At 64.6% G+C, this 14263-nt stretch carries 14 protein-coding genes and 2 tRNA genes; 14 read left to right on the forward strand and 2 right to left on the reverse strand.

Annotated features, from left to right (window positions below):
- The 4 genes from lpxK to adk all read left to right on the forward strand — a co-directional run bounded on the left by lpxK (window position 1) and on the right by adk (window position 2850).
- Window positions 1–1107 (forward strand): tetraacyldisaccharide 4'-kinase, encoded by a 1107-nt coding sequence (lpxK, locus tag HFL01S_RS19165; RefSeq protein ID WP_066261440.1) that lies wholly within the window; start codon window positions 1–3, stop codon window positions 1105–1107.
- Window positions 1088–1288 (forward strand): Trm112 family protein, encoded by a 201-nt coding sequence (locus tag HFL01S_RS19170; protein ID WP_066261441.1) that lies wholly within the window; start codon window positions 1088–1090, stop codon window positions 1286–1288. The genes lpxK and HFL01S_RS19170 overlap by 20 nt, the downstream gene beginning before the upstream one ends.
- 2 nt (window positions 1289–1290) lie before the next feature.
- The gene (kdsB, locus tag HFL01S_RS19175; protein WP_066261443.1) at window positions 1291–2067 is read left to right on the forward strand and encodes a 3-deoxy-manno-octulosonate cytidylyltransferase; all 777 of its coding nucleotides are present in this window, start codon (window positions 1291–1293) and stop codon (window positions 2065–2067) included.
- Between the two features lie 126 nt (window positions 2068–2193).
- Window positions 2194–2850, forward strand: a complete 657-nt coding sequence (adk, locus tag HFL01S_RS19180; RefSeq protein WP_066261444.1) for an adenylate kinase — start codon at window positions 2194–2196, stop codon at window positions 2848–2850.
- Window positions 2851–2922: 72 nt separating this feature from the next.
- On the opposite strand, the gene HFL01S_RS19185 is transcribed toward adk, so the two are convergent.
- On the reverse strand, window positions 2923–3861 hold the full coding sequence (locus tag HFL01S_RS19185) for an asparaginase (RefSeq protein WP_245644866.1): 939 nt from the start codon (window positions 3859–3861) through the stop codon (window positions 2923–2925).
- Between the two features lie 116 nt (window positions 3862–3977).
- On the opposite strand from HFL01S_RS19185, the gene lexA reads away from it, so the two are divergent.
- The 3 genes from lexA (at window position 3978) to HFL01S_RS19200 (ending at window position 6196) form a co-directional block, all read left to right on the forward strand.
- Window positions 3978–4658: a transcriptional repressor LexA gene (gene lexA / locus HFL01S_RS19190; RefSeq protein ID WP_066261449.1), complete on the forward strand. Its 681-nt coding sequence runs from the start codon at window positions 3978–3980 to the stop codon at window positions 4656–4658.
- A gap of 132 nt (window positions 4659–4790) precedes the next feature.
- On the forward strand, window positions 4791–5141 hold the full coding sequence (locus HFL01S_RS25190; protein ID WP_157538951.1) for a hypothetical protein: 351 nt from the start codon (window positions 4791–4793) through the stop codon (window positions 5139–5141).
- 47 nt (window positions 5142–5188) lie between these two features.
- A complete protein-coding gene (locus HFL01S_RS19200) occupies window positions 5189–6196 on the forward strand; it encodes a D-2-hydroxyacid dehydrogenase family protein (RefSeq protein WP_066261452.1) in 1008 nt (335 codons plus the stop codon).
- Window positions 6197–6273: 77 nt separating this feature from the next.
- On the opposite strand, the gene HFL01S_RS19205 is transcribed toward HFL01S_RS19200, so the two are convergent.
- Window positions 6274–8319 carry a replication initiation and membrane attachment family protein gene (locus HFL01S_RS19205; protein WP_157538952.1) on the reverse strand — a complete coding sequence of 682 codons (2046 nt, stop codon included), beginning with the start codon at window positions 8317–8319 and terminating at the stop codon, window positions 6274–6276.
- 75 nt (window positions 8320–8394) lie between these two features.
- On the opposite strand from HFL01S_RS19205, the gene HFL01S_RS19210 reads away from it, so the two are divergent.
- The 7 genes from HFL01S_RS19210 (at window position 8395) to HFL01S_RS19240 (ending at window position 14244) form a co-directional block, all read left to right on the forward strand.
- Window positions 8395–9915, forward strand: coding sequence for a 3-hydroxyacyl-CoA dehydrogenase (locus HFL01S_RS19210; protein ID WP_066261457.1), 1521 nt, complete (start codon window positions 8395–8397; stop codon window positions 9913–9915).
- Window positions 9916–9917: 2 nt separating this feature from the next.
- A complete protein-coding gene (locus HFL01S_RS19215; RefSeq protein WP_066261458.1) occupies window positions 9918–10697 on the forward strand; it encodes an oxepin-CoA hydrolase, alternative type in 780 nt (259 codons plus the stop codon).
- Between the two features lie 137 nt (window positions 10698–10834).
- Complete coding sequence (locus HFL01S_RS19220) at window positions 10835–11554, forward strand: Crp/Fnr family transcriptional regulator (protein ID WP_066261461.1); 720 nt, start codon at window positions 10835–10837, stop codon at window positions 11552–11554.
- A gap of 31 nt (window positions 11555–11585) precedes the next feature.
- Window positions 11586–12671 carry a phosphotransferase family protein gene (locus tag HFL01S_RS19225; RefSeq protein ID WP_066261463.1) on the forward strand — a complete coding sequence of 362 codons (1086 nt, stop codon included), beginning with the start codon at window positions 11586–11588 and terminating at the stop codon, window positions 12669–12671.
- 44 nt (window positions 12672–12715) lie between these two features.
- Window positions 12716–13975, forward strand: a complete 1260-nt coding sequence (locus tag HFL01S_RS19230; protein WP_066261464.1) for an acyl-CoA dehydrogenase family protein — start codon at window positions 12716–12718, stop codon at window positions 13973–13975.
- A 57-nt stretch (window positions 13976–14032) separates the two neighbouring features.
- Window positions 14033–14109, forward strand: a tRNA-Pro gene (locus HFL01S_RS19235).
- Between the two features lie 58 nt (window positions 14110–14167).
- Window positions 14168–14244, forward strand: a tRNA-Arg gene (locus tag HFL01S_RS19240).
- The last annotated feature ends 19 nt before the right edge of the window (window positions 14245–14263 follow it).

The following is a 14263-nucleotide window of genomic DNA, read 5'->3' on the forward strand; positions in this document are numbered from 1 at the left end:
ATGACACGCCCGGACACCGAGGCCCGGTGGCAAGCGATCTGGGCGCAGCGGGGTTGGAAAGCCCGCCTGTTGTGGCCGCTGTCCCAGATCTACCGGGCGCTGATCGCCTGGCGGCGGCGGCGCTATGCACAGGGTCGGCAACCGGTGGAACGCCTGCCCGTGCCGGTGATCGTGATCGGGAATGTGGTCGTCGGTGGCGCGGGCAAAACGCCGACGGTGATGGCGCTGATCGCCCATCTGCGCGTGCGGGGCTGGTCGCCGGGCGTGGTGTCCCGGGGGCACGGAAGGCTGGGCGATGGACTGCTGGAGCTCACACCGGGGACAACGGCCGCGGAGGCCGGGGACGAACCCACCTTAATTCACCGGAGCACAGGCGTGCCGGTCGTGGTCGCAAAGCGTCGCGCAGACGCCGCCCGCGCCCTGCTGGCGGCGCACCCCGAGGTGAACCTACTGTTGTGCGACGATGGGTTGCAGCATCTGGCGCTGGGACGGGACATCGCCATCGCGGTGTTCGATGACCGGGGCACCGGCAATGGATGGTTGTTGCCAGCAGGCCTGCTCAGGGAGCCCTGGCCTCCTGCCGCCAAAGATCCGTTCTCGCCGCAGTTTGTCCTGCTTCAGCGGCGAGCCGGTTCGGCACCGGTTTTGCCACCTGCCTTGCCCGCGGGCGCGACCTCGTTTGCAGCCACCCGACGTCTCGCCGGTGTCGCCCGCGGCCCCGGTGGCGATGAACGGCCTTTGTCCGGGCTGACGGGCCAAGACCTGGTGGCCGTGACTGGCATCGCTAGGCCAGAGGTCTTCTTCGAAATGCTGCGTGACCAGGGGCTGACCTTGTCCAGGTGCGTGGCCCTGCCGGACCACGCGCCACCGGACGCCTACCAGGCGGTCCTGGATTCACCCTCATCCACCGTGGTGTGCACAGAAAAGGATGCGGTCAAGCTGTTCGCCTTGGCGCAAGCATTGCCCGCCGACAAACGTCCCTCGCTGTGGACTGTGCCATTGGAGCTTCAGCTCGACCCGGCCTTTCTGGCTGCGCTGGATCAGCGGCTGGAGGGTCTGCATGCAAGCGCGCGACTATCATCGCCGCATGGACACCAAACTGCTTGATCTGCTGGTCTGCCCGGTCACCAAAGGCCCTCTAATCTTCGACCGCGAGGCCCAGGAGCTGATTTCCCGCAGCGCCCGCCTGGCTTATCCGGTGCGCGATGGCATTCCCATTCTCCTGGAGCACGAAGCCAGAACACTGAGCGACGAAGAAGCCGCCCGGCCACCGGCACCCACCACCTGACCATGGCGGCTCAGACATCGGTTTTCAGCGTGCTGATTCCAGCGCGCATGGCCTCCAGCCGCCTTCCGGACAAACCGCTGGCCGACATCGAAGGCCTGCCCATGGTCGTTCGTGTGGCCCGGCAGGCGCAGCTCAGCGGTGCCCGTCAGGTGCTGGTGGCGGCCGACGATCCTCGCATCCTGAGCGCCTGTGCGGCGCATGGCGTGACGGCGTTGCTCACACGGGCCGACCATCCCTCCGGCAGCGACCGGCTGGCCGAAGCCTGTGAACAGCTGGGGCTGGCCGACGACGAACTCGTGGTGAATGTGCAGGGGGATGAACCGCTGGTGGACCCAGCGCTCATCGCCGCGGTGGCCACGCAGCTGGCGCAACGGCCAGACTGCGTGATGAGCACTGCTGCCCACGCCATCGAGCAGGTGGAAGACTTTCTCAATCCGAACGTGGTCAAGGTGGTGCTCGACCGGAGGCAGGTGGCGCTGTATTTCAGCCGAGCGCCCATCGCCTGGTGGCGCGACGGTATGGCGGCAGGCCAGCCGTCGTGCCTGCCTTCTCCGCTCCCTTTGCGCCACATCGGCGTCTACGGATACCGGGCAGGCTTCCTGCGCCGGTTTCCGTTGCTGGAGCCGGCACCGCTGGAGTTGACGGAGTCGCTGGAGCAGCTGCGCACCCTCTGGCACGGCGAGCGCATTGCGGTGCATCTGGCGACCCACGCAGCCGCACCCGGCGTCGACACCCCCGCGGACCTGGAAAGAGTCCGGACGCTGCTCCGGAAGTCTTGAACTGCGACACTGTCTGTAAGGCAGTGTCGGGGTGGGCCATGCTATCCTCGTTCGACCCTCGATTCCGGGGCTGGCTCTGCCGCGGAGACAGGCGAGCACGAATGAAACATTGATACAAGGAAGACGATGAGACTGATCCTGTTGGGCGCTCCTGGTGCGGGCAAGGGCACACAAGCCACCTTCATCTGCCAGAAGTACGGCATCCCCCAGATCTCGACCGGCGACATGCTGCGGGCCGCCGTCAAGGCCGGCACCCCCCTGGGCATGCAGGCCAAGGCGGTGATGGACGCCGGTGGTCTGGTGAGCGACGACCTGATCATCAACCTCGTCAAGGAACGCATCGCCCAGCCCGACTGCGCCAGTGGCTTCCTGTTTGACGGCTTCCCACGCACCATCCCGCAGGCCGACGCCATGAAGGCGGCCGGCGTGAAGCTGGACTATGTGCTGGAAATCGACGTGCCGTTCGACGCCATCATCGAGCGCATGAGCGGCCGCCGCTCGCACCCTGCCTCGGGACGCACCTACCACGTGAAGTTCAATCCTCCCAAGGTGGAAGGCAAGGACGACGTCACCGGTGAACCGCTGATTCAGCGCGACGATGACAAGGAAGAGACTGTCAAGAAGCGCCTGGAGGTGTACAGCGCCCAGACCCGACCTCTGGTCGACTACTACAGCCATTGGGCCAAGACAGATCCGGCCGCTGCCCCCAAGTACCGCGCCATCAGCGGCACCGGCTCGGTGGACGAAATCACCTCCCGCGCGTTCCAGGCCCTGGCCGCCTGACCCAGCGCCCACTCCTCCTGCAAACCCGGCAACTTGCCGGGTTTCTTTTTTTCGTGGCACCTGTCTGGCGCGTCAGGGTTCCAGCAGTGAGAGCGCCAGTGCCAGCCGTGCCTTCACCGGGGACAGCCCGGCGGAGTCTGGCATGGGATTGACCGTGTCCGGAATCACACGACCTCGGGCGCAGCGAGTGGCCCTGACCACCCGCACACCACAGGCCATGGCCTCCGACAAGGCCGAGGCCAGCGACTGGTGAACCGTGCCGTTGCCAGTGGCCGCCACCACAATGCCCTGCGGACGCAGGGCCGGTTCCGCCTGCAGCAGCGCGCGAACAATGGAGCCGTCGGCATCGGCATGGCTGGTCACCAGCTGGACGCGTGGCAGCGCATCGGCCCGCAGCACCCGCGCCAGAAGCGCCTCCGAACGCTTGGCAGTCGGGCGGCTTGCCAGAGGATGGAACCACCGGACCTCGCCTTCTTCCACACACGCCACAGGGCCGGCGTCCCCCGAATCGAACGCATCCACCCGGTAGCTGTGAACCTTGGTCAAGTGCTCGGGCGCGTGCACCTCTCCCGCACAGACCACCACGCATCCATCGATCTCGGGATGACCCGCCACAGTCACCGCATCCAGCAGGTTCTGAGGTCCGTCGGGCACCAGGGCGGTGGCAGGGCGCATCGCGCAGGTGAACACCACCGGCTTGCGGGGCTGCAGCACCTTCTGGATGAAAAAGGCTGTTTCTTCCAGTGTGTCGGTGCCGTGTGTGACCACCACGCCGGCCACCTCCTCGCGTGCAAGGTGGTGAGAGAGCCGAAGCAACAGCCGCTTCCACAGACCGAAGTGCATGTCCTTGCTGTCCACCTGGTCCACCTGCTCCACCTCCAGTGGGCTGCCTTGCAGCGCTGGAACGCCCTCCAGAAGATCTTCCACACGAACCTGCCCCGCGACGTAGCCCACGTTATCACCAGACCGGGCCGCCCGCCCGGCGATCGTTCCGCCGGTCCCCAGAATCACGCAAAGGCTCCTGTTGTTGTCGTTCACTTGCCAAGTCTCCAAAACTGTTTAAAAATACAGATACTGGATATGCAAACAGCTCATCCAGCATTACCCCGCCAAACCACGAGGTTGACATGATCGAGTCGTTCCCGCCCAAGCTCACGGCCCGCCAGCAGCAAATCCTGGAGCTGATCCAGAACGCCATTGCCCGCACGGGCGCTCCGCCCACCCGCGCAGAAATTGCGACCGAGCTTGGCTTCAAGTCGGCCAATGCAGCCGAGGAGCACCTTCAGGCGCTCGCTCGCAAAGGCATGATCGAACTGGTCAGCGGTACATCCCGCGGAATCCGCCTTCGCAGCCGGGACTTGCAGGCCATCAACGATCAAAGGGCTCAGCAGCTTACACTGCCGCTGCCCGGCCTTGCGCAGCTCATGCTGCCCTTGATCGGACGGGTGGCAGCCGGCTCCCCGATCCTCGCGCAGGAGCATGTCGACCAGACCTACCACGTCGAACGCAGCCTGTTCCAGCGCACCCCCGACTACTTGCTGCGCGTGCGCGGCATGTCCATGCGCGACGTCGGCATCCTCGACGGCGACCTGCTGGCGGTCCAGTCTGGCAAGGAAGCAAAAAATGGACAGATCGTGGTGGCCAGACTCGGTGACGACGTGACTGTCAAGCGCTTCATGCGCCGCGACCACCAAATCGAGCTGCACGCGGAAAACCCCGACTACAAAACCATCGTGGTGCAACCGGGTGAACCCTTCGAAATCGAAGGCCTCGCCGTGGGCCTGATTCGCAACAGCTTCCAGATCTGACCCGCTGGGTCGGTGCCGCCCTCGCAGGTGGCGGGCGTTTTGCCAGGACAGCGCACTGTCCTTGGCAAACCCTGCGAAGGCGGCTCTTCCGAACCAATCCTGCCTGTGTCCAACCCCTTTCCGGAGTTTCACATGGGAATCCGCATCACATCCAAGACCTGGCGCGCACCGCTGCAGCTGATCGACAGCTGGCTGCCGTCCCCTCCTTGTCCGTACAAGACCCGCAAGCCGCTGCCAACGCTCATGCAGCGGTTTGTCAGGGCCGGATGGTTGGCCAACAAGCAACCAAAGCAGTCGCCGCCGGTCTCTCCCAGCGCTTCCATGGCCGAGGTGTCTCGCCCCTCAAGGCCTGCAACCATTCGCCTGAAGCACGCCAGCCAACCGGATCAAAACGCTTGCCTGGTGATTTCAGGGCGCATGGCCGATGTCTGTGCCGAACTGGACCGTCTGGCTGCGCTCGAGCACTGCACCGAACCCGCCTGACAGCGCAAAGGCTGAACAGAATGCTCATGGCGGCACAATAGTGCCCCATGAACATCGTGATATTGGACGACTATCAAGACGCCGTCCGAAAGCTGGATTGCGCAGCACGCCTTGACCCCTATCCCGCCAAAGTCTTCACCAACACGGTCAAGGGGGTCGGGCAGCTGTCCATACGGTTGCGGGATGCCGACATCGTGGTCCTGATCCGGGAAAGAACACCAATATCCCGCCAACTGGTTGACAAGCTGCCTCGCCTGAAACTCATTGCGCAGACCGGGCGTATCGGCAGCCACATTGACGTCAATGCCTGCACCGAGCGTGGCATTGCTGTGGCCGAAGGCAAAAGTTCCCCGGTGTCCACAGCTGAGCTCACATGGGCGCTGGTCATGGCGTCGATGCGGCGCATCCCCCAGTATGTGGCAAGCCTCAAGCACGGCGCCTGGCAACAGTCGGGGCTGAAGTCATCGTCCATGCCTGCCAACTTCGGCCTGGGCATGGTTCTTCACGGCAAGACACTCGGCTTGTGGAGCTATGGCCGTATCGGCAAGCTGGTTGCGGCCTATGGCAAAGCTTTTGGCATGCAGGTGCTGGTCTGGGGTGGCGAAGAGTCCTGCCAGCAGGCAGTTGCCGATGGCTTTGAGGTCGCAACCAGCCGCGAAGATCTCTTTGAACGCTCGGATGTGCTGAGCCTCCACCTTCGACTCAGTGACCGCAGCGCGGGCTGTGTCACGCTGGAGGATCTTTCTCGCATGAAGCCAACCGCATTGCTGGTCAATACTTCGAGAGCCGAACTGATCGAGGCCGAGGCCTTGCTGACCGCCTTGAACCGGGGCCGCCCTGGCATGGCGGCCATTGATGTGTTCGAATCCGAGCCGATTCTTCAGGGCCACGCACTGCTCAGGCTGGAGAACTGCATCTGCACGCCTCACATCGGCTACGTCGAACTCAGCAACTACGAGACGCTGTTCTCGGCTGCCTTTGACAACGTGGTCAATTTCATCAAGGGTACGCCCACCAACATCGTCAACCCCGGCGCCCTACAGGTGAGGCGCTGACCCAAAAGCTCTGGAGCACTTCCCCATAAAAAAAAGCCAGAGAACGTGTCTGGCTTTTTTGTTGAGCACCCTGCTCTTCACTTGGATTGTGTGTCCCTGCCGGGCGGGACGTCCTCATCATCGGGCGGCATGAAGTCCAGGACTTCAAAGTCGATCAGGTTGCCCATGTCTGCGGATTCTGAAGCAGGCATACCCGTCGATCGCGCAGGCTTGGCCGTGGGCTCCACCGGCACCACCACGTCGGGCAGGGACGCCTCGAACGCCGACGCGTCGTGCAACGCATCCAGGTCAATGTCCAGACCAAGGCGGGGAGAGGCGTGCGGTACTTCATCCATCGGTTCGGTCAACCGTTCGGATGCAGCCGCAGCAGCCGCAGTCATCTTTGGTCCCGCAGCCTTGAGCGGACGGATCGCCGTGTGCTGGAAGTCCGAAGAAGGGGTACTCGAATCGCGCTGGATCACATCCTTCGCGATGGCGTGAAGAAGCAGGAGCTCTCGGTACGCTTCGAGATCAAAAACCTCCGACTCGGGATCAGCCGCATCCTTGAAGATGGACTTCTCGATGACGTCCAGCACCTTGGGCTGAGGCCACAGGGCCTGAATCCGCCCGAACGCAGTTTCGTAAGCTTCGAGCCCCCGGTTGGAGTCGCTGTACTGGTCAAACGGCGGTGCACTCGCATTGAACTGGTGGTTGAACTCTTCGCGCAGCTTTTCGTACTCGTCGCGCCGCCCCAGCCGGTGGTAGAGCTTGAAGAGATCGAGATAGGCGAGCGCGCTGGGCTCCTGGCTTTCGTGCAAATGCGTCTTGAGGATACCGATCGCCTGGTCAAACTCGCCCAGCGACACGAAGAAATCCGACTGCTGCTGGACGTCGAACAGTTCTTCCGTGGCAACGGACCGGGACACGCCGATGTGGCTGGTTCGGAAATCGCGGCGCTCGGAAGTGGACAAGGGCATCGCTCCGCTGTCACCAGAACCTCTGCGCATCGGACCCAGTTCGTCCAGCCCCGAATCGGCATCCAGATCAAGGTCAAGATCCAATCCTTTGACCGCCACATTCCTTGCAGGCTTCTCGGCAGACACCTTGGCCGCCTTCGCAGTACCAGACGTCCACCAGTCCTTCTGAGCGGTACCCGCAACGCCGACGGGCACCTTGCGTTTCCACAGCCAGGCGAGTGCCGCCAAAGCGAGAAGCAGCAACGCCCCCAGCGCGTATGCTGCCCATGACATAAAGCGGGACTGTTCGAGTCTGGCTTCCATGTCCTGCATGGCGGCCTTGTTGCGCGCCTCCTGCTCACGCAAGCCTTTGGACTCGGCTTCAAGGACTGTCAGCTTCTGGGCGTCGCGAAGAATGTCCTCGGGGGATGCGTTCAACGCCTTCCAGAGCTGGGCAGCGGCGGCCCGCTCCTGGGGGTTCGAGACAGGCTCGCTGAGCAAAGACAGAGACAGTTTGAGAACCGGATCACGCTCGATCGCGAGACTCACATCCACAGGGTCCAACTGGAGCCGCGGGACCGTGTCCCTTGCGGGTTCCGCCGGTTTGCGCACCACGCTGGCGGGCCTGGGCCTGGAAGAAGATGAAGCGGAAGCGGCAGGCGCCGTACTGCGCGTCGGGGCCGCCGCAGCACCACTGCTGCGGGCGCCAGAACCGGCCGCAGTCCTCGGGTTCGCTGTCGAACCTGCCACAGCGTTGGGCAGCGGCCTCACCGCCTCTTGTGCACCGGAGAACGCAGGGGCTGTTTGCGGCGCCGCGGGCTCGGACACGAAGTCCGCCAGCAGCACGTACCGGCGGGAGAACGGAGAAGCGCAGCCCGCCTTCACCACCACCGAGACAACGGGTTCGTTCACTGGCACCGTGGTCTGAATCCGCACCGAAGCCTCGGCATCGGGCGCGTTGTGCTGCGTCGTGGTGCGCACGGACGAAGGACCCAGCTGGTTGTCGCCGAAGAACACATCCGCCTGCAGGCACAGCGCCGACAGATCTTCACCGGGAGCAGCGACGGCCTGCACCCGGATATCAAGAGGCCTGCCAATGACAACAGCGCCGCTGTGTCGCCCCAAAGTAGCCGCCGAACCGCCCAACGCCGTTGATAGCAAAATAGAGCCAACCAAGATCTGGCGCACGTCACAGCCCTTCCGTTCTTCGTGGCAACATTTTGTCATAGGTCGTTGCCCTCCCCTCTCAAATAATACTTTCATATGACCCCAACTTTTCAAACGGTCGGCATCGTGGGTGCCGGCGCCATGGGCCGCGGCATCGCGCAGATGGCGGCCCAGGCCGGCAGCGCAGTCATCTTGTTCGATCTGCAGCCCAATGCAGCCGAAGCTGCCCGACAGGCGCTGGCGGACACCTGGCAAAAACTGGTGGAAAAGAACAAGCTTGATGCCGCGCAGCGCACCGCCATGCTGGATCGGCTCCGCTGTGCCGAAGCCCTCGCTTCGCTGGCCCCCTGCGACCTGGTCGTGGAAGCCGTCGTCGAGCGGCTGGAAGTCAAACAGAAGCTGTTTTCCGAACTGGAGTCCATCGTTTCCGAACAATCGGTGCTGGCAACCAACACCTCCTCGTTGTCAGTGACGGCCATCGGCGCGGCGCTTCAGCGCCCTCGACAGCTTGCCGGGTTCCACTTCTTCAACCCCGTGCCGCTGATGCGCGTGGTCGAAGTGATCGCCGGTCTCAAGACCGACCCGGAGGTGTGCGAGCGGCTGACCGCCTTTGCCCGCGAATTCGGGCATACCCCCGTATCGGCGCAAGACACCCCCGGCTTTATCGTCAACCACGCAGGCCGCGGCTACAGCACGGAAGCGCTGCGGGTGGCGAGCGAGCGGGTGGCCGAGTTCGCGACCATCGACCGCATCCTCAAAGACCAGATGGGCTTCCGGCTCGGTCCTTTCGAGCTGATGGATCTGACCGCCCTGGACGTCTCGCACCCGGTCATGGAGTCGATCCACCGCCAGTACTACGACGAACCGCGCTACCGCCCCAGCGTAATCACGGCACAACGACTCGCCGGCGGCGTGGTCGGCAAGAAGGTCGGTGACGGCTTCTATGCATACAAAGACGGCATAGCGCAGGTTCCTGCCGAGCCGCCGGTGCCCGAGGTCGGTGCCCTGCCGCCGGTCTGGGTTTCGCCCAAGGCCGCGCGTCGGGCCGAGATCTACCAGTTGCTCAAGAACCTGGGCGCGAACATCGAAACAGCCCAGGCACCATCGGCCAGCGCGCTGATCGTGGTGGCACCGCTCGGACTGGACGTGACCACCCTGGCCGCGGTCGAGCGGCTCGACCCCACCCGCACCGTTGGCATCGACATGATGCTGGAGGACGCCGCCACCAAGCGCCGCGTGCTGGCCACCAACCCGGCGACGCGACCCGACATGCGCGATGCAGCGTACGCCCTGTTCGCAAAGGACGGCAAGGCGGTGAGCGTGGTCAGGGACAGTGGCGGCTTCGTGACGCAGCGCGTCGTCGCCACCATCGTCAACATCGCGGCCGACATGTGCCAGCAGGGCATCTGCACACCCAAGGACCTGGAAGTGGCGGTGACACTGGGTCTGGGATACCCCATGGGTCCGCTGGCCATGGGCGACAAGGTCGGCCCCACCAATGTGCTGGAGATCCTGTTCAACATGGGCACGGTCTACGGCGACCCGCGCTACCGCCCCTCGCCCTGGCTGCGCCGCCGCGGCGCCCTGGGCCTGAGCCTGATGCACGAAGAGGTCTGAGGATGAGCGCCAGCCTCAAAAGCCACAGCCATGGCCAGACCATGGTGCTGACCATCAGCAACCCGGAACACCGCAATGCCCTGGGGCCGGAGATCTATGCCGCGGGGGTCGAGGCGCTGAACGTGGCCGAGTCAAGCCCGGAGGTGCGTTCGGTGGTGATCACCGGCGAGGGGAGCCATTTCTGCGCGGGTGGCAACCTGCAGCGCCTGCTGTCCAACCGCCAGCAGCCGCCCGAGGTGCAGGCCCAGAGCATCGAAAGCCTGCACAACTGGATCGAAACCATCCGCGCGTTCCCCAAGCCGGTGATCGCCGCCGTGGAAGGCGCCTGTGCCGGTGCGGGCTTCTCGCTCGCGCTGGCCTGCGATTTGCTGGTGGCCGCACAGGACAGCGTCTTCGTAATGGCCTACAGCAATGTGGGCCTGTCCTCCGACGGCGGTGCCACCTGGAGTCTGGCGCGCGCCCTGCCCCGCGCCACGGCGATGCAGTTGCTGATGTGCGGCGACCGCATCGACGCCGCCCGCCTGCAGATCCTGGGCGTGGTCAACCAGGTGTGTGCCAGCGGCGAGGCGATGGCCACCGCGCTGGCGCTGGCCGAGAAGCTCAACACCCGGGCACCCAATGCCATGGCCAGCATCAAGGAGCTGGTGAACGAGGCACAGACCGCGCCGCTGCACACCCAGCTGGCCGCCGAACGCGACCACTTCGTGCGCAACCTCCATCACGCCAACGGCGGTGAAGGCATCTCGGCCTTTCTTGAGAAGCGCCGCCCCGGCTACCGCTAATTAACAAGCCTGCCGTGCTGCGGTTTTGAAAGCGGCACGGCGACACCTGCGGGACAGTCCCCCGCGCTATCCCTGATGCTTCCGGCGCGTCCCAGTGGTGACAATGGGAGCGCTCTCAGTCACTCAAAAGACATCCGATGGACGAACCCATTCTGACAATGGAAGAACGCGAGGCGATCAACAACGGTCGCTGGTTCCAGAGTCTTTCCCCCTCCCTGCGTCACGACATTCTCCGATGCGCCTACGTCAAGCGATTCAAGGACGGCGACCTGATCGTCGCCCGCGGCGAACCGCCCACCGAGTGGACGGGGGTTGCCAAGGGCGCGGTGCGTGTCAGCTCGACCTCGCTTTCGGGCAAGCTGATCACGCTGACCTATGTGGAGCCCGGTGTGTGGTTCGGGGACGTGGCATTTTTCGACGGGGACCGCCGCACGCACGACGCCTATGCGCATGGCCCGACCACGCTGTTGTGCGTGGCGCGCAACGATTTCCAGAAGATCCTCAGTGCCCATGTCGAGCTTTACGAAGCGCTGATGCGCCTCCAGGCGCGGCGCATCCGCACGTTGTTCGGCCTGGTGGAAGACCTCAACACCCTGCCGCTGCGTGCGCGCCTTGCCAAGCAGCTGCTGCACCTGGTGCGCTCCTACGGCGTGCCCTGCCTGTCGGATGGCAACGAGATGCGCATCGGCCTGCAGCTGGCACAGGAAGAACTGGCGCAACTGCTCGGCGCCTCGCGCCAGCGCGTCAACCAGGAACTCAAATCCATGGAGCGCGAAGAAGCGATCCGCATCGAGCAGGGAGGGCTGGTGGTGCGCAACCGCGACATGCTGATGCGCATCGCCGAAGCCGAGCACTGACCGTTTTCCTGCCCTCACCGACCGTGACCGAATGAACGACCTACAGAACTTCACCGGCACACGGCCGGTGGCGGCCCAGCACGCTGTCGACACCGCCGCCCTCCAGGCCTGGCTCGAACGTCATGTCGAAGGCTTCAGCGGCCCCCTGAGCATCGAGATGTTCAAGGGTGGCCAGTCCAACCCCACCTACAAACTCATCACGCCGGCGCGCGCCTACGTCATGCGCGCCAAGCCCGGTCCGGTGGCCAAGCTGCTGCCCTCTGCCCACGCCATCGAGCGCGAGTTCCGCGTGATGGGCGCGCTGCACGGCACCGGTGTGCCGGTGGCCCGCATGCACGCTCTGTGCGAGGACGAGTCGGTGATCGGCCGCGCTTTCTATGTAATGGAGTGCGTCGACGGCCGTGTGATGTGGGACCAGTCGCTGCCCGAGCTGACCAATGACCGGCGCGACGCCATCTACGACGAGATGAACCGCGTGATGGCCGCGCTGCACTCAGTGCGCCCAGCAGACATCGGTCTGGCCGACTACGGCAAGCCCGGCAACTACTTCGAACGCCAGATCGGCCGCTGGAGCAAGCAGTATGTGGCGTCGATCACGCAGCCCATCCCCGAGATGGACCAGCTCATGGAATGGCTGCCCCGGAACATTCCGGCCATGGCGCGCGACGAATCGCTGGTGTCCATCGTGCACGGCGACTACCGGCTGGACAACCTGATGTTCCACCCCACCGAGCCGCGCGTGCTCGCGATCCTCGACTGGGAGCTGTCCACGCTGGGCCACCCGCTGGCCGACTTCAGCTACCACTGCATGGCCTGGCACATCCCGCCCGGCGCCTTCCGCGGCATCGGCGGCCTGGACGTGCAGGCGCTGGGCATTCCGACCGAGGCCGAGTACATCCGCCGTTACTGCGAGCGCACCGGCTTTGTCACACCCGAACAGCTCAAGGCCGACTGGAACTTCTACCTGGCCTACAACCTGTTCCGCCTCGCCGCCATCCTGCAAGGCATCGCAAAGCGCGTCGAGATGGGCACCGCCTCCAGCGCGCAGGCGGTGTCGTCCGCCGCCGGCGCGCGCCCGCTCGCCGAAATGGCCTGGCGCTTCGCGCAGCAGGCCTGAGCACCCCTTCCCCCAACGTCCAGACCACACACAAGGACCACCCCATGCATTTCGACTACACCGACAAGGTCAAGGACATGCGCCAGCGCCTGCTGGCCTTCATGGACGAGCACATCTACCCCAACGAAGGCCGCTTCTTCGCCGAAATCGCGGCCAACCGCGCCAAAGGCAATGCCTGGATCCCGACCACTGTCATCGAGGAGCTCAAGCCCAAGGCGCGCGCCGCTGGCTTGTGGAACCTGTTCCTGCCGATGAGCAAGCGGGCCCCCGAAGGTCTGTCCAACCTGGAATACGCGCCGCTGTGCGAGATCATGGGCCGCGTGCCGTTCGCGGCCGAGGTGTTCAACTGTTCTGCGCCCGACACCGGCAACATGGAGACGCTGGAGCGCTATGCGTCCGAGGAGATCAAGGACGAATGGCTCGAACCTCTGCTGCGCGGCGAGTTCCGCTCGGCCTTCCTGATGACCGAACCCGCGGTGGCGTCATCTGATGCCACCAACATCCAGTGCGAGATCGCGCGCGACGGTGACCACTACGTGCTCAATGGCCGCAAGTGGTGGTCGTCGGGCGCCGGCGACCCGCGCTGCAAGGTCTACATCGTGATGGGCAAGACCGACCCGGAGGCGCCGCGCCATTCGCAGCAGAGCATGATCGTCGTGCCCGCCGGCACGCCAGGCGTGACCGTGGTACGGCCGCTCTCCGTGTTCGGCTACGACGACGCGCCGCATGGCCACATGGAAGTGGTACTCAAGGACGTGCGCGTGCCGGTGAGCAACCTGCTGCTCGGCGAAGGCCGCGGCTTCGAGATCGCCCAGGGCCGCCTCGGCCCGGGTCGCATCCACCACTGCATGCGCTCCATCGGCGCGGCCGAGCGTGCGCTGGAACTCATGTGCAAGCGCCTCAACAGCCGCGTCGCCTTTGGCAAGCCGATCTCGTCCCAATCCGTCTGGCACGAGCGCATCGCCGAGGCCCGCTGCAAGATTGAACAAGCGCGCCTGCTCACGCTCAAGGCCGCCTACATGATGGACACCGTCGGCAACAAGGTGGCCAAGGCCGAGATCGCGATGATCAAGGTGGTGGCGCCCAACATGGCCTGCGAGATCATCGACATGGCCATCCAGGCCCACGGTGGTGGCGGCGTCAGCGACGACTTCCCGCTGGCCTACAGCTACGCCAACCAGCGCACGCTGCGCTTGGCCGATGGTCCGGACGAGGTGCACCGCGCGGCGATTGCCAAGCTGGAACTGGCCAAACACATGGCCATCAAGAGCGACGTCGAGATGCCGGTGACGCGCGGTTGCTGATGCGCACCAACAAACCGCGCAGAGCCCCCTGGCGACAGGGTATACTCGCCGGCTTGTCGGAGCGTAGCGCAGCCTGGTAGCGCATCTGCTTTGGGAGCAGAGGGTCGCGAGTTCGAATCCCGCCGCTCCGACCATTCTTCAGGACAAAAAAGGCCCACTGCGTGGGCCTTTTTTGTATCCTGTCCGCACCGGCTGCCCGTAGCTCAACCGGATAGAGCAGCTGCCTTCTAAGCAGCAGGTCGGGGGTTCGAGTCCCTCCGGGCAGGCCAGCGATTTCTCCCCAAGCCC

Source organism: Hydrogenophaga flava NBRC 102514, from assembly GCF_001571145.1.
GTDB classification, from domain to species: domain Bacteria; phylum Pseudomonadota; class Gammaproteobacteria; order Burkholderiales; family Burkholderiaceae_C; genus Hydrogenophaga; species Hydrogenophaga flava.